Source organism: Mycolicibacterium duvalii, from assembly GCF_010726645.1.
GTDB classification, from domain to species: Bacteria; Actinomycetota; Actinomycetes; order Mycobacteriales; family Mycobacteriaceae; genus Mycobacterium; species Mycobacterium duvalii.
In genome coordinates, this window is record NZ_AP022563.1 from 2,542,262 (window position 1) to 2,560,107 (window position 17,846).

At 69.2% G+C, this 17,846-nt stretch carries 17 protein-coding genes; 6 read left to right on the top strand and 11 right to left on the bottom strand.

All coding sequences use genetic code 11. The annotated features are described in order from the left end of the window. Nucleotides 1-27: 27 nt before the first annotated feature. Nucleotides 28-765, bottom strand: coding sequence for an acyltransferase (locus G6N31_RS11980; protein WP_098005065.1), 738 nt, complete (start codon nt 763-765; stop codon nt 28-30). Nucleotides 766-866: 101 nt separating this feature from the next. Here G6N31_RS11980 and G6N31_RS11985 point away from each other — a divergent pair, with 101 nt between their 5' ends. Both G6N31_RS11985 and G6N31_RS11990 read left to right on the top strand, forming a co-directional pair. Next, on the top strand, nt 867-2,147 hold the full coding sequence (locus tag G6N31_RS11985) for a BamB-related PQQ repeat family beta-propellar protein (RefSeq protein ID WP_098005105.1): 1,281 nt from the start codon (nt 867-869) through the stop codon (nt 2,145-2,147). 116 nt (nt 2,148-2,263) lie between these two features. Continuing rightward, the gene (locus G6N31_RS11990) at nt 2,264-3,811 is read left to right on the top strand and encodes an alanine/glycine:cation symporter family protein (RefSeq protein WP_098005064.1); all 1,548 of its coding nucleotides are present in this window, start codon (nt 2,264-2,266) and stop codon (nt 3,809-3,811) included. Here the strand turns inward: G6N31_RS11990 and G6N31_RS11995 are convergent. The 6 genes from G6N31_RS11995 to G6N31_RS12020 form a co-directional block, all read right to left on the bottom strand. Next, nucleotides 3,801-4,511 (bottom strand): esterase, encoded by a 711-nt coding sequence (locus tag G6N31_RS11995; RefSeq protein WP_098005063.1) that lies wholly within the window; start codon nt 4,509-4,511, stop codon nt 3,801-3,803. The two genes, G6N31_RS11990 and G6N31_RS11995, sit on opposite strands and share 11 nt — an antisense overlap. 64 nt (nt 4,512-4,575) lie before the next feature. Beyond that, nucleotides 4,576-5,778: a THUMP-like domain-containing protein gene (locus G6N31_RS12000; protein ID WP_420091139.1), complete on the bottom strand. Its 1,203-nt coding sequence runs from the start codon at nt 5,776-5,778 to the stop codon at nt 4,576-4,578. Beyond that, the gene (locus G6N31_RS12005) at nt 5,736-6,734 is read right to left on the bottom strand and encodes a class I SAM-dependent methyltransferase (protein WP_098005061.1); all 999 of its coding nucleotides are present in this window, start codon (nt 6,732-6,734) and stop codon (nt 5,736-5,738) included. Before G6N31_RS12005 ends, G6N31_RS12000 begins: the two co-directional genes overlap by 43 nt. Before the next feature lie 10 nt (nt 6,735-6,744). Next, nucleotides 6,745-7,440 carry an enoyl-CoA hydratase gene (locus G6N31_RS12010; RefSeq protein WP_098005060.1) on the bottom strand — a complete coding sequence of 232 codons (696 nt, stop codon included), beginning with the start codon at nt 7,438-7,440 and terminating at the stop codon, nt 6,745-6,747. Then, the gene (locus tag G6N31_RS12015; RefSeq protein WP_098005059.1) at nt 7,437-8,300 is read right to left on the bottom strand and encodes an NUDIX hydrolase; all 864 of its coding nucleotides are present in this window, start codon (nt 8,298-8,300) and stop codon (nt 7,437-7,439) included. Before G6N31_RS12015 ends, G6N31_RS12010 begins: the two co-directional genes overlap by 4 nt. Nucleotides 8,301-8,324: 24 nt before the next feature. Next, a complete protein-coding gene (locus G6N31_RS12020) occupies nt 8,325-9,179 on the bottom strand; it encodes an ABC transporter ATP-binding protein (RefSeq protein ID WP_098005058.1) in 855 nt (284 codons plus the stop codon). Nucleotides 9,180-9,569: 390 nt separating this feature from the next. Between G6N31_RS12020 and G6N31_RS12025 the strand changes: the two genes are divergently transcribed. After that, nucleotides 9,570-9,881 (top strand): DUF3303 domain-containing protein, encoded by a 312-nt coding sequence (locus tag G6N31_RS12025; RefSeq protein WP_098005057.1) that lies wholly within the window; start codon nt 9,570-9,572, stop codon nt 9,879-9,881. Between the two features lie 16 nt (nt 9,882-9,897). On the opposite strand, the gene G6N31_RS12030 is transcribed toward G6N31_RS12025, so the two are convergent. Both G6N31_RS12030 and G6N31_RS27020 read right to left on the bottom strand, forming a co-directional pair. Next, entirely contained in the window at nt 9,898-10,581 is a 684-nt protein-coding gene (locus G6N31_RS12030) for a nucleoside/nucleotide kinase family protein (RefSeq protein WP_098005104.1), read from the bottom strand. 58 nt (nt 10,582-10,639) lie between these two features. Continuing rightward, the gene (locus G6N31_RS27020) at nt 10,640-10,792 is read right to left on the bottom strand and encodes a hypothetical protein (protein ID WP_098005103.1); all 153 of its coding nucleotides are present in this window, start codon (nt 10,790-10,792) and stop codon (nt 10,640-10,642) included. 63 nt (nt 10,793-10,855) lie between these two features. Between G6N31_RS27020 and yczR the strand changes: the two genes are divergently transcribed. Then, nucleotides 10,856-12,301, top strand: coding sequence for a MocR-like transcription factor YczR (gene yczR / locus G6N31_RS12035; protein ID WP_098005056.1), 1,446 nt, complete (start codon nt 10,856-10,858; stop codon nt 12,299-12,301). Between the two features lie 9 nt (nt 12,302-12,310). On the opposite strand, the gene serB is transcribed toward yczR, so the two are convergent. After that, complete coding sequence (gene serB / locus G6N31_RS12040) at nt 12,311-13,573, bottom strand: phosphoserine phosphatase SerB (RefSeq protein ID WP_098005055.1); 1,263 nt, start codon at nt 13,571-13,573, stop codon at nt 12,311-12,313. Nucleotides 13,574-13,583: 10 nt separating this feature from the next. Continuing rightward, on the bottom strand, nt 13,584-15,329 hold the full coding sequence (gene ctaD, locus G6N31_RS12045; protein ID WP_163722144.1) for an aa3-type cytochrome oxidase subunit I: 1,746 nt from the start codon (nt 15,327-15,329) through the stop codon (nt 13,584-13,586). Nucleotides 15,330-15,526: 197 nt separating this feature from the next. On the opposite strand from ctaD, the gene G6N31_RS12050 reads away from it, so the two are divergent. Beyond that, a complete protein-coding gene (locus G6N31_RS12050; RefSeq protein WP_179964296.1) occupies nt 15,527-16,645 on the top strand; it encodes an ABC transporter substrate-binding protein in 1,119 nt (372 codons plus the stop codon). A 126-nt stretch (nt 16,646-16,771) separates the two neighbouring features. Further along, entirely contained in the window at nt 16,772-17,818 is a 1,047-nt protein-coding gene (locus tag G6N31_RS12055) for an NAD(P)-dependent alcohol dehydrogenase (RefSeq protein WP_098005945.1), read from the top strand. Nucleotides 17,819-17,846 lie beyond the last annotated feature (28 nt).

Consider the following 17,846-nt stretch of genomic DNA (forward strand, 5'->3'; position numbering starts at 1 on the left):
AGAGCAAACAAAACAGATGAGCGCTTGTCAGCGGTCGGCTTTCTTCCGTTCGATGTCGGCCAGTGCGGCCGCGAGTTCGGCGCGCTGGGCCGCCGAGGTCTCCCAGGACAGCTTGCGGTTCTTGACCACCTTGGCGGGCGCGCCCACCGCGATCGAGAAATCCGGGATCTCGCCGCGCACCACCGCGTGCGAGCCCAGTACGCAGCCGCGACCGATCGAGGTGTTGCGCAGGACCGTGACCTTCACCCCGACCCACGTGTCGGGTCCGATCCGTACCGGCCCCTTGACGATGCCCTGATCCTTGATCGGCAGCTCGATGCTGTCCATCCGGTGGTCGAAATCGCAGATGTAACACCAGTCGGCCATCAGCACCGAGTCACCCAGCTCGATGTCGAGATAGGTGTTGATGACGTTGTCACGACCCAGCACGACCTTGTCGCCGATGCGCAGCGAGCCCTCGTGACAGCGGATCGTGTTCTTGTCGCCGATGTGCACCCACCGGCCGATCTCCATCTGAGCCAGCTCCGGGGTGGCCTGAATCTCCACGCCCTTGCCCAAGAACACCATTCCCCGGGTGATGACGTGCGGGTTGGCCAGCTTGAATTTCAGCAGCCGCCAATAGCGCACCAGGTACCACGGTGTGTAGGCGCGGTTTCTCACCACCCACTTCAGCGAGGCGGGCGTGATGAACTTGGCTTGCCGCGGGTCCCGCAGACGCGAGCCTCGCCAGCGCTTGTGCAGCGGCGCTCCCCACATCGTCGTCATGGCCGGAAAGCCTACGCGAGCCGCAGGGTCGACAACGGTTACCCTCACGTGGGCTCGACAACGACACGCAGAGCCGCTCCGTGGACAGCAGAAGGGATCCCGTGCTCCGGCGAATCATCGTGGTGGCCGCGGCGACGCTGCTCACCGGAACGGTCGCAAGCTGCGGTAGCGCCGACTCCTGGGTCGAGGCCAAGCCGGCCGAATCGTGGGCTGCGCAATACGCCGATGCCGCCAACAGCAGCCGGTCACCGGTGCGCGGAGCCGAACGGCTGCGCCTGGAGTGGAGCCGGTCGGTCAAAGGTGAGCTGGGCGCACAGGCCGCGTTCAGCCCGAGCGACTACCTGGCGCTCAACGCCCAGACCGAGGCTGGCTGCTCGCTGATGGTCTGGGAGGCCGACAATCGGGCGCGGCAACGCTGGTGCACCCGCTTGGTGCAGGGCGGTCCGGCGTCCAGCCCGCTGTTCGACGGGTTCGACAACGTCTACATCGGCCAGCCCGGTGCGGTCCTGGCGTTCCCGCCGACGCAGTGGATCCGGTGGCGGCGACCGGTGATCGGCATGCCGACGACGATGCGCATCCTCGATCCCGGGCATCTGCTGGTGGTCACCCACCTGGGCCAGGCGCTGGTCTTCGACGCCCACCGCGGGACTGTGGTCGGGACGACGCTGGATCTGGTCGACGGTGTGGATCCGACCGACTCCGAGCGCGGGCTCGCCGATTGTCTGCCCGCCCGGCGGGGGTGCCCGGTCGCGGCCGCCCCCGCGTACTCCGATGCGTCCCGGCTGGTGGTGCTGACGCTGTGGGAGCCCGGCGCCGCGGAGCCGGTGCTGGTCGGGTTGCGCTACCGGCCCGGGCAGACACCGTTGCTGGCGCGCGAATGGACCAGCGACGCGGTCGGCGGCGGCCCGTTGGCCAGCCCCGTGCTCTCCGCCGACGGCGACACCGTCTACGTCAACGGGCGCGACGAGCGGCTGTGGGCGCTCAACAGCGATGACGGCACCGCGCGCTGGTCGGTGCCGCTGGGTTATCTGGCGCAGACCCCGCCTGCGGTCGCCCCCGACGGACTGGTCGTGGCCGGCGGCGGCCCGGGCGCCGAACTGACCGCGGTGCGCGACAACGGCGACGCCGCCGAGATCGCCTGGACCCGCGATGACGTCGAGCCGCTGACCACCACCAGCCTCGCCGGCGTCGGCTACGTCGTCGTCCGGGACGGCGCGGACGGACTGGCGCTGGCCACCGTGGACCCCGACGACGGAGAGCAGATCGACACCTATCCCCTGCCGGGCGCCACCGGGTGGCCGGTGGGCGTCTCGGTCGCCCACGATGGTCGCGTCGTGACCGCCACCAGCGACGGCCGCGTGTACGGCTTCGCTCCGTCCTGACCGCGGCGAAGCGCAACACACGCGTCACGAGTCGGTAATACCGATCTTGCGAGCGGGTGCCAGCATGCACACTCAGATGGGCCGAGCATGTCGAGCAACCGAACAAGGGGACGCGGGTGTCGGAATTCCTCAGTGCGCTCAATGACCTGGTCTGGCACGAGACCCTGGTCTATCTGTGTCTGGCCGCCGGCATCTACTTCTCGGTCAGGTCACGGTTCGTCCAGGTGCGCCAGGTTCCGGAGATGGTGCGCCTCATGCTCCGGGGCGAGAAGTCGCCGTCCGGTGTGTCCAGCTTCCAGGCGCTGACGATGTCGCTGGCCGGACGGGTCGGAACCGGCAACATCGCCGGTGTCGCCACCGCGATCGCGTTCGGCGGGCCCGGTGCCCTGTTCTGGATGTGGACGGTGGCGTTCCTCGGCGCGTCCACGTCGTTCGTGGAGTGCACGCTCGGCCAGATCTACAAGCAACGCGACAGGCTCACCGGTGAATACCGCGGCGGCCCGGCGTACTACTTGAGCACCGCGCTGTCCCACACGGCGGCGGCCGGCGCGATGAAGGTGTACGGCTACGTGTTCGCCGCGGTCACCATTCTGGCGATGGGTCTGCTGCTGCCCAGCGTGCAGTCCAACTCGATGGCCTCGGCGATGAACTCCGCCTGGGGGTTCTCGAAATGGTGGGTGGCCGTCGGCACCGTCATCGTGCTGGCCTTCGTGATCATCGGCGGCGTCAAGCGGATCGCCACGTTCGCCTCGATCGTGGTGCCGTTCATGGCCGCCGTCTACATCCTGTTGGCGCTGGTGGTGGTGTTGCTCAACGCGGGAGAGGTTCCGGGCATCATCTCGCTGATCTTCTCGAGTGCGTTCGGCGTCGACGCGGCGTTCGGCGCGATCATCGGCGCGGCGGTCATGTGGGGCGTCAAGCGCGGCATCTACTCCAACGAGGCCGGCCAGGGCACCGGCCCGCACGCCGCGGCCGCCGCCGAGGTGTCCCATCCGGCCAAGCAGGGCCTGGTGCAGGCGTTCGCGGTCTACGTCGACACGCTGTTCATCTGCTCGGCGACCGGGTTCCTGATCCTCTCGACCGGGGCGTACCGGGTTTTCGAGGGTGAGAGCGCCGACGGGGCGGTGATCCGCGAGGGCGGCGACATCCTGCCGGCCGGTGCCGAGGTCGGGCCGGCGTTCGCCCAGACCGGCTTCGACACGCTGTGGAGCGGTGCGGGGTCCAGCTTCATCGCGGTGTCGCTGATGTTCTTCTGCATCACCACGATCATCGCCTACTACTACATGGCCGAGACGAACCTGCGGTTCCTGCTGGGCAAGGCGGCCACCGTCGAGGTGCCGCTGATCCGCGGCACCGTGGGTTCCAACGTGACGATGCTGCTGCAGGCCCTGGTCCTGGTGTCGGTCACGATCGGCGCGGTCTCGACGGCGTCGGAGGCATGGACGCTGGGTGACATCGGCGTCGGCCTGATGGCCTGGCTGAACATCATCGGCATCATCATCCTGCAGCAACCCGCCTACAAGGCCCTCTGGGACTACGAGAAGCAGAAGAAGCAGGGCCTGGACCCGACGTTCGACCCCGTGGCTCTGGGCATCAAGAACGCCGCCTTCTGGGAGAACTACAAGCCCGCCGGCAAGGACAAGGCGCCGACGTCTACGGCGTGACCACCGGCGGCAGCGCCAGCACGTCGGCGATCGCCGACCGCGGCACGGCCGCACGCAGAGCACCACCGGCACCGGGCATCACCTCGCCCTGACCGAAGAAGAAGATCACTTCATCGTCGGTCAGCACGAATTCCTGGTACTTGGCCGGATCGAGGCCGTCGGCCGGTGTGATCGGCGAGTCCACCCCGAGCTGGCGCGACACCTCGGACTGCACGATCGGATAGATCACCTCGAGCGGCTGGGTGTCCGGTTTGAACAGCGTGTCGAACGTGATCGGCGCCTGCTTGACCACATCCCAGTTGAACGCCTTGTACCAGGTCTGCGGATGGGCGCCGCCGACGTTCTCGTAGACCTCGAAGACCACGCTGCGCGTGCCGGCGTCATCGGGGCCGCTGCGATAACCGGTCCCCCGGCCGTCGAGCACGTAGGGCAGGTTCCAGGCCCCCGACATGTCCGCGACGTTGACGAAACCGTCTCGGGTCTGGGTCAGGTACGCCGCCAGCGCCTGCTGATCGGGGTAGTCGACGGGGAAGGTGAAGTCGACCCGGTAGGAGGGTTGCTCCATGTGCACCCGGCAGATCTGGTCGGCGTCGACGACACCCCCGAGCTGTGTGCACGCCGGCTGGGCCGCGGCTGCCGGAGCGGCCAACCAGCCGGCGACGACACCGGCGGTCAGCAACGCTGTGGCGACAATGCGCATGGACGTCCTCACCTTCGGCGCCGCATCGGACTTCGGCGCACCTGACGCCAGGGTACGTCAGCGATCAACGTGACGGACGACATATGAATGCCGTTGCCCGGCTTGACGCTTTCGCCCCCAGCCGCGTGATCAGCACCGATGCTCGCTCGGGCCCGCGCAGCCGCAGCCGCTTGCGCAGCACATCCGGGTCCACGTCGACGCCGCGCACCAGGATCTCCACGGCCCCGACCCGGCGCGCCCACAGCGCCTGCCGGAGGTGACGTTCACTGAACGCCAGTTGCTCGAGCACCTCGAAACCGCGCATGCCGGCCGGTAACCGGTCTCCGGACAGGTAGGCGATGTCGGGGTCGATCTGCCACAGCCCGTGCCGCGCCGCATAATGGCGCACCAGTCCCGCGCGCACCACCGCCCCGTCGGGATCGATCAGCCACCGTCCGGCGGGCGCGACACCGCAGTCGTCGGGATCGGCGTCGGTGAGCTGCTCGCCGGAGTCCAGAACGGTCGCCCGGCGGCGCACCCCGGCGCCGAGTCCGCGCGACCACAGGCACGCTTCACGCACGCTGCCGCGCATCGACGTGATCTCCACCTCGCCGTCGAATCCCATGGCCTCGACGGCGGTGAAATCGATTCCGGGAGCGCACTTCACCGCGAAGTCCCGGCCACGCAAGACCTCGAGGAGATCGTCGAGGGGCGGCGCATAGGCGCGAGGATCGAACCGCCGGCCCGACGCGTCGCGGCGGGCCGGGTCGGCCACGATCACGGCATCGGAGGTGACCGGTCGCAGCGCATCGGCCCGGCACAGCGGCACCGACGGACCCACGTTGTGCCGGGCCATCGCGAGCCGCACCGCGTCGATGTCGGTTCCCAGCACGAATTCCGCGTGATCTTTCAGGGCCGCGAGCTCGGCTCCGATCGAGCAGGTGGCATCGTGCACCGTCCGCCCGGCCAGGCGACGGGCGCGGTGTGCCGCCACCGTCGCGGCGGTGGCCTGCTGCAGCGCGGCGTCGGTGAACAGCCACTGCGCGGAGCCGGGCAATTTGGCCAGGGCCCTGCGGCGCAGTTGCACCGTCTCCACCAGCACCGCCGCCCGATCACCGAAATCCCTTCGTAGCGCGGCGATGTCGGCGATCAACGTCGATGTGCTCAGCGCCCGGGCACCGACCTGTACCAGTGCCTCGCGGCCGGTCCGGCTGCCGAGGTATCGCACGTCCTCGAGGGTGAACTCTACGACGGCTTGACCCCGGTGATCATCACGTTGTAGAACCAGCCCTTCGGCACCACCCGGCGCCAGAGGTTGGCGTCGACCCACGACAAAGTGGTCCAGCTGTTGAACGCGAATTTCGCCCAACCCCAGCCCAACCGGCCGGGCGGCACCGCGGCCTCGAAGGTGCGGACCGGCCATCCGAGCATCGCCGCGGTGAATTCCTCACTGGCCGTGCGGACCTCGACCGCGCCGGCATTGGCCGCCATGCGCTCGAGGTCGGCCGGGTCGAAGGTGTGCAGGTCGACGACGGCCTCGAGCGCCGCGGCGCGTGAGGACTCGTCGAGCTCTTCCTGCGGGCGGCGCCAGCCGGCCAGCACCGGCAACTTGGTCACGTTCGTCGTGAGGCGCCATGTCAGCGTGGACAATTCACGCGCATAGCGGTTACCGACGGTCGTGGGCTCGCCGGCGAACACGAAGCGTCCCCCGGGCTTGAGCACCCGAACCACCTCGCGCAGTGAGAGCTCCACGTCGGGGATGTGGTGGAGCACGGCATGCCCGACGACCAGGTCGAACGTGTTGTCGTCGTAGGGGATCCCCTCGGCATCGGCGACGCGGCCGTCGATGTCGAGACCGAGGGACTGTCCGTTGCGGGTGGCGACCTTGACCATGCCCGGCGACAGATCGGTCACCGACCCGCGCCGCGCCACCCCGGCCTGGATGAGGTTGAGCAGAAAAAAGCCGGTACCGCACCCGAGCTCGAGCGCCCGGTCATAGGGCAGCTCTCGCTGGACGTCCTCGGGCACCGCAGCGTCGAACCGGCCCCGGGCGTAGTCCACGCACCGCTGGTCGTAGGAGATCGACCACTTGTCGTCGTAGGTCTCGGCCTCCCAGTCGTGGTAGAGCACCTGGGCCAGCTTCGAGTCGTGCATCGCGGCCTCGACCTGCTCCTGGGTGGCGTGCGGCTGCGGAGCCGGGAGGGCGACCTCAGGGTGGGCGCCGGTTTCCTTCGTTTCCGTCATGCAGGGCAGCCTAACGTCCGGGGCCGGGCGGGCCGGCGGCGAGCACGTCCTGGGCACCGAACGCTGCCTTGGCCGCGGCCAGTACCCGTGAGGGGTACTCCAGGAGGCGCGCTGCCCAGGCCACCGCCGCGTCGTAGACCGTGTCCGGTGCCACCAGTTCGTCGACGAGCCCGAGCGCGAGTGCCTCCCGGGCGTCGACGAACCGCCCGCTGAACACCAGGTCTTTGGCCTTGCTTTGCCCGATCGTCTCGGCCAGGCGCCGGCTGCCGACCGGGCCGGGGGCCAGCCCGGCGAGGATTTCCGTCGCCCCGAACTTGACGTTGTCGCCGCTGACGCGCCAGTCCGCGGCCAGGGCCAGCGTCATGCCCGCACCGAGGGCGTAGCCGGTGATCGCGGCGACGGTGGGCTTGGACAGCGCGGCAAGCGCCTCGACGGCGTCCCGGCGTACCCGCGCCGCCAGGTCCGCCTCCGCGGGATTCAACGTCCGCAGCTCCGGCATGTCGTCACCGGCGGAGAAGATCTCGTGGCCACCGAAGAGCACCACGGCGGTGACGTCGTCCCGCCGGTCGAGGTCGGCGACGGCGGCGGAGATCTCCCGGTACACCTGCCGGGTGAGGGCGTTGGTGGGCGGCCGCGACCACAACAGCGTGGCCAGCCCGTCGGGGACGTCGCCCGCCGCGGGCACCACGCTGACGAACTCGGTCACGCGAGCGGGGCCCCGTCGGTGTATCCCTGGGGTGCGCGCCGGTTGCGGGCCTGGTTGTAGCGGTCGCTGTTGAAGAACTCGATCTCCCAGTTGCCGTTCTTCTCGGCGGCCAGCGACGGCTCGATCGCGACGATCTGCCGCTCGACGGCCAGCACCTCCCCGACTGTGCGACCGTTGAGCGCGTCGAGTTGCGTCCAGGTCGGCGGCAGCAGGAACGTGCGGCCCTCGGCGAAATCGTCGAGCGCGGCCTGCGGCGTGACCCAGCCCGCTTTGTCGGTCTCGGTGTTGTCGCCGTCGGCCCGCTGGCCCTGGGGCAGTGCCCCGACGAAGAAGTACGTGTCATAGCGGCGGGTGCGTTCCTCTTTCGGCGTCACCCAGTTCGCCCACGGTCGCAGTAGATCGGCACGCAGCATCAGGTTCTCCGAGCGCAGGAACTCGCCGAACGACAGCGACTTGTTCTCCAGTGCAGCGCGCTGTTCGCGGTACACCGACGCGTCGTCGACGAGCAGATCCGGGTCGTCGGCGGCCCCGGCGAAGAGCACCCCGGACTCCTCGAAGGTCTCCCTGGCCGCGGCGCAGACCAGCGCCGCGGCGAGTCCGGCATCGATGCCGAAGCGGTGCGCCCACCAGTTGCGGTCGGGTCCGTGCCAGGCGACGTCGGCGTCGCGGTCCCGGTCGTCGACGCCGCCGCCGGGAAACACCATCACCCCGGCGACGAAGTCCATCGCCGAATGGCGGCGCATCAGGAACACCTCGAGGCCGTCAGCGGAGCCGGTGGTCTCGTCGCGGATCAGCATCACGGTCGCGGCGGGCCGCGGCACCAGCGGGGCCTCGGCCGCGGGGTCGAGTGGGGCGGTCATGTCTGCTCCTCTGCAGTCTGGCCGTCAGGCCCGGCGTCGGTGTGCCGCACGGATGCGGGTGCGGCGCGCGAAGTAGCGGCCGTCGAGGAAATCCAGCGAGATGGACTGGCCGAACGCCTGGGACAGGTTCTCCGCGGTCAGCACGTCGCGGAGCAGGCCCGCGGCGACGACCGTGCCCTCGGACAGGAGCAGGCAGTGGGAGAACCCCGGCGGGATCTCCTCGACATGATGGGTCACCAGCACCATCGCGGGGGCATCGGGGTCGTCGGCCAGATCGCTCAGCCGGGCCACGAGCTCTTCCCGGCCGCCGAGGTCCAGTCCGGCGGCGGGTTCGTCGAGCAGCAGCAGCTCGGGGTCGGTCATCAGCGCCCGGGCGATCATCACCCTCTTGCGCTCACCCTCCGACAACGTGCCGTAGGTGCGATCGGCCAGGTGTTCGGCCCCGACACTCTCGAGCATGTCCAGGGCGCGGTGGTAATCCAGGTCCTCGTACCGCTCGCGCCACCGTCCCAGCACCGAGTACCCGGCCGACACCACCAGGTCGCGCACGATCTCGTCGTCGGGCACCCGCTGCGCCAGCGCGGCGCTGCTCAGGCCGATGCGGGAGCGCAGCTCGGACATGTCCACCCGGCCCAGCCGCTCCCCCAGCACCCAGGCCGTCCCCGACGACGGGTGTTCCATAGCGGCGGCGATCCGCAGCAACGACGTCTTACCTGCGCCGTTCGGACCGACGATGACCCAGCGCTCGTCCAGCTCCACCGACCACGACACGGGGCCGACCATGAGCCTGCCGTTACGGCGCAGCGTGACGTCGGTGAAGTCGATCAGCAGGTCGGGGTCGGTCGTCTCTGCCTCGTTCTCAGACCTGTCGACTGCCACCCGGCCATCGTAGTCAGGGCGCGACCGACCACCCGCCGCAGCGCCCGGAGATCGGGGCCGAACGCGCGCGGGCGGGCCGTCGCCCACCCTGTGCCCAATCGTTTTGTCTGAGCACCCCGGGCGATTCGGACCATCCAGCTATGGGGATGACCGCAGCGGAGGACCATCCCCGCGCGGTACCCCGCTGGCTACGAACAGATCCCCGTGCGGTGGCGGATCCACCCGGGCGCGGAGCAACAAAATGTTTGTCGCGCTGATTGTTTCGAGGTGAACCAGCACCGTTCGGGTTGGCCCATTCCGCCGCCGGCGCCGGCCGTCGGGGGTCAGCATCAACGTGCGCGACGAACCCGCGTCCGGTTGGGGACGCCCGTCGGCGAGAAGGGGACGACGATGAAGTACGTAATTGCGATGACGTTCCGCAACAGCGGATCTGCGGCGGAGAACGAAGCTTCCACCAAGCGACTGCTCGACCTCTATTCGAAATGGAGCCCTCCGGACGGCACGACATTCCATCAGTTCGTCGGACGGCTCGACGGCGGCGGCACTTTCGCTGTGGTCGAGACGGACAACCCCGACGACCTGGCCGTGACGACGGCCAAGTTCGGCCCGTTGGTCGAGTATCAGCTCTATCCGGTCCAGGACGTGGCCGACACGGTCCGGGCAGCGCAGGAAGGTCTGGCGTTCAGGGAGGCCGTCAGCTGAGCTCGCCCGTGCGGTGTCAGGGCGAGACCGACCACCCGTGGACACCGTTGACGACGACGCGGTCGGCCGCGCCGGCCGTGGCCGACACCAACTCGGCGTTGCGTTCGTCGACGGCGGCCACCCAGTCCCGCGCCTCTTGGGCGGTCTTGCCGAACGCGACGTGCCGCGCGACCAACCGGTCGAGCCGGGTGCGGTGCTCGGCGGTGACGAACCAGACGCAGTCCATCACCGCTCGGGCGCGCCGCCACGGCAGATCCGCGTGCAGCAGGTAGTTGCCCTCGGTGACCACCAGCCGCGTCGCCGCCGGGACCGCGACCGCGCCCGCCAGCGGCTGCTCGAGCTGCCGGTCGAAGCCCGGCGCGTAGACCTCCACGTCGCCCTCGTAGCGGATGCGGCCGAGCAGGTGGGCGTATCCGTACGCATCGAAGGTCTCCGGGGCGCCCTTGCGGTTGCGCAGGCCCAACCGGTGCAGTTGCGCGTCCGCGAGGTGGAAGCCGTCCATCGGCACCGAGGCGATCGCGTCCCTGCCCCACGCCCGGGCGACGTGGCGGCACAGCAGCGCGGCCAATGTCGACTTGCCTGCCCCCGGGCTGCCCGCGATGCCCAGGATCGCGCGGCGGCGATCGGCACACAGGGCCATCGCGTCGGCGGCCAGCTCTGCGACGGCGTCGGAAGCGGTCGGTTCCCCATCGTGGGTCATCGTGGTGTTCATCATCGGCGCAGCGGCGCCGAGAATCCACCGCTCGACCGATGCGTCGCTACGCGTGGTCAGGGAAGCGCATGCGGATCGCGTCGAGTTCACTACGCATACGGCGAGTCTCCGGATCGCAGTCGCCGGTTCCCCCGTCGACCGGCGGCAGGTGGTAGAGGTCGGCCAGACGATGAGCCAGCCGAGAAATCCAGTTCGACATGCTGGCCATCATCAGCCGGAAGTGGCTTGCCCTTCAATAGCCAGTTGTCGGATACTGGCTCAGATGACCGCCGCCGCTCCGCTCCGATCCCTTGAAGTGGACCTCGTCGTCCGCGAACTCGGTAACTGGCGGACGTCGAACCGCACGGGCCCGGTGTATCACGGGCTCGCCGACGCGCTGCGCCTACTCATCGTCGACGGCCGGCTGCCGGTGGGCGCCCGCCTGCCGAGCGAACGCGCGCTGGCCGAGGGTCTGCACGTCTCCCGCACCACCGTCACCGCCGCCTACAGCGCGTTGCGCGAGGACGGCTACCTCGTCGCGCGGCGCGGCGCGCGGAGTACCACCGCACTGCCGGCGCCGGCCGGCGGTGCGGACGCGCTGCCCACGATGCCCACCGCCGGCCTGTCCGCGGCCGCGCTGTCGGCCCCGGCGTCGGCGGTGCTGGCCGCCTACGCCCAGGCCGCCACCGAGATCGCGCCCTACCTGCAGGGCATGGGTCACGAACTGGTCGGAATCACGCCGCTGCGGGCGGCCATCGCCGAAAGGTACTGCCAACGGGGCCTGGCCACCGACCCCGACGAGATCATGGTGACCACCGGGGCGCTGCACGCGATCAACCTGATCCTGCGGACCTACGTTCACCCGGGCGGCCGGGTGCTGGTCGAGCAGCCGACCTATCACGGGGCGCTGGCGGCGATCGCCGCGTCGGGCGCCCAGACCCTGCCGGTGCCGATGATCGACGACGGGTGGGATCTCGCCGCGATGCAGACCACCATCGCCCAACTGGCCCCCGATCTGGCCTACCTGATCCCGGACAACCACAATCCCACCGGGCACACGCTGGCCGGCGATGATCGCCGACAACTGGCCCGACTGATCGCCGACAGCCGCACGCGGACCATCGTCGACGAGACGATGAGCGACATGTGGCTCGACGAACCGTCGCCCCCGCCTCTGGTCACCGAGCTGACGGCACGCCGCGACCTCGTGCTCACCGTCGGTTCGATGTCGAAATCGTTCTGGGGTGGACTGCGGGTGGGATGGATCCGGGCCGAGCGCAGCACCATCGCCACGCTGACCAAGATCCGCCCGACGGTGGACATGGGCACCGCCATTCTCGAACAACTCACTGCGGCAAAGCTTCTCGCGATGGCCGACGAGGTGCTGCCGGAGCGGCGCGCCATGCTGCGGAGTCGCCGGGAGTTTCTGCGAGACCTGCTGGCCCAGCGTCTGCCCGACTGGCAACCCGGCCCGGGTGCCGGCGGATTGTCGCTGTGGGTGCGCCTGCCGGCCCCGATGAGCACGGCGTTGTCGGCGGCGGCATCACGGATCGGCCTGCAGGTGCCCGCCGGTCCCCGGTTCGGAGTCGACGGCACGCTGGAGCGCTTCGTCCGCCTGCCCTATGCGCTGCCGGAGGAGCACCTCGACGAGGCCGTCACATTGCTGGCCAGAGCGTGGCACAGCATCACCGGCGCCGCCCCGCCGGAGCCCGTCACCGTGGTGGTGTGACGCCGATTCTCAGTCGGGGATGTCGACCCGGCGCACCATGCCGTCGAGGGCGTCGGCGGCTTCGATCTCGCCGCGGGTGATCCCGAGCACGAACAGCACGGTGTCGAGGTACGGGTGGCTCAACGACGCGTCGGCCACTTCACGCAGGGCCGGTTTGGCGTTGAACGCCACGCCGAGCCCGGCGGCGGACAGCATGTCGATGTCGTTGGCGCCGTCACCGACGGCCACCGTCTGTTCCATCGGCACTCCGGCCTGCTGCGCGAAGTCACGCAGCGCCTTGGCCTTTCCGGGGCGGTCGACAACCTCGCCGATCACCCGGCCGGTCAGCTTCCCGTCGATCACCTCGAGCTCGTTGGCCGCGACGAAATCCATCATCAAATCGTGCGCCAACGGCTCGATGACCTGCCGGAAGCCACCGGAAACGATGCCGCAGTGGTACCCGAGGCGACGCAGGGTCCGCAGCGTCGTGCGCGCGCCCGGCGTCAGCTCGATCTGCTCGGCCACCCGGTCGAGCACCTCGGCGGGCAGACCCGCCAGCGTGGCGACCCGGCGGTGCAGCGACTCGGCGAAGTCGAGTTCGCCGCGCATCGCGGCCTCGGTGACCTCGGCGACCGCGGCCTCCGCGCCGGCATGGGCGGCCAGCATCTCGATCACCTCGCCCTGGATCAGGGTCGAGTCCACGTCGAATACGATGAGCCGTTTGGCCCGCCGGGACAGGCTGTAGTCCTCGATCGCGATGTCGACGCTCTCCTCGACGGCGACCCGCGCAAGCACCCGCTGCAACTCGCTGAACACCCCCGGCGGCACCGACACCCGTAGCTCCAGCCCGGTCACCGGGTAATCGGAGACGCCGCGGATGAAGTCGATGTTGACCCCGAGCGCTGCGGCCTCGCGCGCCACCACCCCGAACGCGCCGGCGGTGATCGGACGGCCGAGCACGACGATGGTGTGGGTGGACGGACCCTGCATCACCGGCAGGCCGTCGCTGCTCTCGATGCTGACGTCTAGACCCACCCCGCGGATGGCGGCCGTCACCTCGTCGCGCAGCGCCGGGCTGGCCGCCACCTCGACGCGGGCCGCGACGAGCACACCCAGCGTCAGCCGTCCGCGGATGACCACCTGTTCGACGTTGAGCAGGTCGACGCGGTGCCGCGAGAGCACCTCGAACAAGGCCGAGGTGACGCCCGGCTGATCACGGCCGGTCACCGTGATCAACAGCGACGAGCGGTCGCGCGCCGAGGGGCGGTCAGACGACGCTTCGGATGCGCTCACCGTCGACGGGTCAGGTACGGACGTTCTCGTCGTCGAGCCGTGTCACGTCGCCGTCCTCGGGCCCGTGGGCACGGCCGACGTGGGCTTCGGCGCGCATCCGCTCGATCATGTGCGGATAGTGCAGCTCGAACGCCGGGCGCTCGGAACGGATCCGGGGCAGCTCGGTGAAGTTGTGCCGCGGCGGCGGGCAACTGGTCGCCCACTCCAGCGAGTTGCCGTAACCCCACGGATCGTCGACGGTGACCGGTTCGCCGTAGCGCCAGCTCTTGAAGATGTTCCACACGAACGGCAGCGTCGACAGACCCAGGATGAACGCCCCGATGGTCGACACGATGTTCAGCGTGGTGAAGCCGTCGCTGGGCAGGTAGTCGGCGTAGCGGCGCGGCATGCCTTCATCGCCGACCCAGTGCTGCACCAGGAACGTGGTGTGGAACCCGATGAACGTCAACCAGAAGTGCAGCTTGCCCAACCGCTCGTCGAGCAGCCGGCCTGTCATCTTCGGGAACCAGAAGTAGATCCCCGCATAGGTGGCGAACACGATGGTGCCGAACAGCACGTAGTGGAAGTGCGCGATGACGAAGTAGCTGTCGGTGACGTGGAAGTCCAGCGGCGGGCTGGCCAGCAGCACCCCGGACAGACCACCGAGCAGGAACGTCGCCAGGAAGCCGATGGAGAACAGCATCGGTGTCTCGAACGTCAACTGGCCCTTCCACATGGTGCCGATCCAGTTGAAGAACTTGATCCCGGTCGGGACGGCGATCAGGAACGTCATGAACGAGAAGAACGGCAGCAGCACCGCACCGGTGGCGTACATGTGGTGTGCCCACACCGCGACCGACAGCGCGGCGATGCCCAGGGTGGCGTAGATCAGCGTGGTGTAGCCGAAGATCGGTTTGCGGCTGAACACCGGGAAGATCTCGCTGACGATGCCGAAGAACGGCAGCGCGATGATGTACACCTCGGGGTGGCCGAAGAACCAGAACAGGTGCTGCCACAGCAACACCCCGCCGTTGGCCGGGTCGTAGACGTGCGCGCCGAGGTGACGGTCGGCGGCCAGCCCGAACAGCGCCGCGGTCAGGATCGGGAACGCGATCAGCACCAGGATCGAGGTCACCAGGATGTTCCAGGTGAAGATCGGCATCCGGAACATCGTCATGCCGGGCGCGCGCATGCACACCACGGTGGTGATCATGTTGACCCCGCCCAGGATGGTGCCCAGACCGCCGACGGCCAGGCCCATGATCCACAGGTCCCCTCCGGCACCGGGCGAGTGCACGGCATCGGTCAGCGGCGAGTAGGCCGTCCAGCCGAAGTCCGCCGCCCCGCCGGGGGTGATGAACCCGGCCAGCGCGATCAGCGCGCCGAACAGGAACAGCCAGAACGAGAACGCGTTCAGCCGGGGGAACGCCACGTCGGGGGCGCCGATCTGCAGCGGCAGCACCAGGTTGGCGAACCCGAACACGATCGGGGTCGCATAGAACAGCAGCATCACCGTGCCGTGCATGGTGAACAGCTGGTTGTACTGCTCGTTGGACAGGAACTGCAGACCCGGCACGGCAAGCTCGGTGCGGATGAACAGCGCCATCAGCCCGCCGATGAAGAAGAAGATGAAGCAGGCGACGCAGTACATGATGCCGATCAGCTTGTGATCGGTCGTCGTGATCAGCTTGTAGATCAGATTGCCCTTGGGGCCGAGCCGCGCCGGGAACGGACGCCGAGCCTCGAGTTCACCGATTGGGGGCGCTTCGGCTACCAACAGGTCCTCCAACCTTTCGTATGCCCCGGGTCCGGAGCACTTCGCCGGGACGCCCGGCCTTCCTGCATCGACTACGAATCCTAGCTTCTGTTCCCGGACGCGCAGTGGGTGGTCCTACAAACGGTCGTACTCAGCCTACGACGAGTCCTCCGACAGGATCTGACCAGCCGCTACGGACAGGTGTTACCGTCGGCGACGTGCTGGGGACCGGATCGCGGGCAGGGGTGCTGCAGCGGGCTGTCGCGCTGGCCGCCGGCCTGGTCGTGGTGGCGGCCAGTGGTTGCGGAAGCGGTGACGATTCGGTGACGACCGCGGATGGATCGGTGGTGACGAGCACCACCCGCATCGCCGACGCCGGGGTCCTGGGCAACGACCGCCGGCCCGACGAGTCCTGTGCCGCGGAACCCGCCCCGCTCGATGACGGACCGCCGCAGCGCGAAGTGAGTAACGCGGCCGCCCACGGCGTCACCCCACCGGTGCCCGAGACGACCCTGGTGCCGGCCGACCCGCAGCGCATCGTGGTGCTCTCCGGCGACCACCTCGACACCCTGTGCGCGCTGGGACTGCAGTCGCGCATCGTGGCTGCGGCCCTGCCCGACGGACACGACGACCAGCCGGCCTACCTGGGGACGACGATCCACGACCTGCCCGCGGTCGGACACCGCAGCGAGCCCGACATCGCCGCGATCCGCGACGCCGGCCCCGACCTGATCCTCGGGTCGGTGGAGCAGGTGGCCGGGCAGTTTCCCGACCTGGCCGACATCGCCCCGACGGTGCTGACCGCCCCACCCGGCGCCGTGTGGAAGGACAACCTGCGCGCGGTCGGCGCCGCCGTCGGCCGCGTCGACGCCGCCAACCGCCTGATCGACGACTTCGACCGGGCGGCCGCCCGCACCGGCGTCGACAACGACGCGACCCACTTCCAGGCCTCGGTGGTGCAATTCACCGACACCACGTTGCGCGTGTTCGGCACCGACAACTTTCCCGGTAGCGTGCTGGCCGCCACCGGGGTGGATCGCCCGGTGACGCAACGGTTCTCCGACAAACCCTTCCTCGAGATCTCCGACGCCGATCTCAGCGACGGATCCGACCTGTCGGTGGTCGACGGCGACATCGTGTATGTGTCGTTCGCCACCGCCGAGGCCAAGGACCGGGCCGTCGAGGTGATGCGCGGCGACGCGTGGAAACGGTTGTCCGCCAACCGGGATTCTCGGGTGTTCGCGGTCAACAACGAGGTCTGGCAAGCCGGCGACGGGATCGTGGCCGCGCGCGGGATCCTCGCCGATCTGCGCTGGCTCAACGCGCCGATCAACTGACACAGATCACACCGGAATCGCGGATTAAGACCGCCGGCGGGTGGGTTGTGTGTTGTTTGAGCGTTTCGCGGCGTCGCCGCGACTTCGCATTGATGCGCACTGTGAACGACGACGAACAGGATGTGAATGACCACCGTATCGGCCTACGCCGCCACCTCCCCGACCGAACCGTTGACGCCCACCACCATCACCCGTCGTGCGGTCGGGCCCCATGACGTGGCCTTCGACATTCATTTCGCGGGCATCTGCCACTCCGACATCCACACCGTGCGCGGCGAATGGGGTGGTGCGAAGTACCCGGTGGTGCCGGGGCACGAGATCGCCGGCGTGGTCACCGCGGTCGGCTCCGAGGTGACCCGATACGCCGTGGGTGACCGGGTCGGCGTCGGCTGTTTCGTCGACTCGTGCCGCGAGTGCCCGCAGTGCCGCGCAGGCGAGGAGCAGTACTGCGACAACCCGGGCATGGTCGGCACGTACAACTCGGTGGGCCGCGACGGTGAGCCCACCCAGGGCGGATACAGCGGCGCGATCGTGGTGGACGAGAACTACGTGCTGCGCATCCCGGACGCCCTCCCGCTGGACAAGGCCGCGCCGCTGCTGTGCGCCGGCATCACCACCTACTCGCCGCTGCGGCACTGGGACGCCGGCCCGGGCAAGCATGTCGCGGTGATCGGCCTGGGCGGGCTGGGCCACGTCGCGGTCAAGCTGGCCGTCGCGATGGGCGCCGAGGTGACGGTGCTGAGCCAGTCGCTGAAGAAGATGGAGGACGGGCTGCGCCTGGGCGCCGGTGACTATCGGGCGACCAGCGACCCCGACACGTTCAAGGAGCTGCGGGGCCGCTTCGACCTGATCCTCAACACCGTCTCGGCCAACCTCGACCTGGAGCGCTACCTCAAGCTGCTCAAGCTCGACGGCACCCTCGTCGAACTGGGCATGCCCGAACACCCGATGTCGGTGCCCGCCGGCGCGTTGATCTTCGGCCGCCGCCGGATCGCCGGCTCGTTGATCGGCGGCATCGCCGAGACCCAGGAGATGCTCGACTTCTGCGCCGAACACGACGTCACGCCCGAAATCGAAGTCATCACACCGGATTACATCAACGAGGCCTACGACCGCGTACTCGCCAGCGACGTGCGCTACCGCTTCGTCATCGACACGTCACCGCTGCGGTAGCCGGTACGCCGACGGGGACCGCGGCGGC

Coding starts and splice junctions, on each gene's coding strand:
- G6N31_RS11995 (WP_098005063.1), bottom strand. CDS start 4,511: ATGCGCATTGTCGCCACAGCGTTGCTGACCGCCGGTGTCGTCGCCGGC.
- G6N31_RS12015 (WP_098005059.1), bottom strand. CDS start 8,300: ATGACCGCCCCACTCGACCCCGCGGCCGAGGCCCCGCTGGTGCCGCGG.
- G6N31_RS12025 (WP_098005057.1), top strand. CDS start 9,570: ATGAAGTACGTAATTGCGATGACGTTCCGCAACAGCGGATCTGCGGCG.
- G6N31_RS27020 (WP_098005103.1), bottom strand. CDS start 10,792: ATGTCGAACTGGATTTCTCGGCTGGCTCATCGTCTGGCCGACCTCTAC.
- yczR (WP_098005056.1), top strand. CDS start 10,856: ATGACCGCCGCCGCTCCGCTCCGATCCCTTGAAGTGGACCTCGTCGTC.
- G6N31_RS12030 (WP_098005104.1), bottom strand. CDS start 10,581: ATGACCCACGATGGGGAACCGACCGCTTCCGACGCCGTCGCAGAGCTG.
- G6N31_RS11980 (WP_098005065.1), bottom strand. CDS start 765: ATGACGACGATGTGGGGAGCGCCGCTGCACAAGCGCTGGCGAGGCTCG.
- G6N31_RS12005 (WP_098005061.1), bottom strand. CDS start 6,734: ATGACGGAAACGAAGGAAACCGGCGCCCACCCTGAGGTCGCCCTCCCG.
- G6N31_RS12055 (WP_098005945.1), top strand. CDS start 16,772: ATGACCACCGTATCGGCCTACGCCGCCACCTCCCCGACCGAACCGTTG.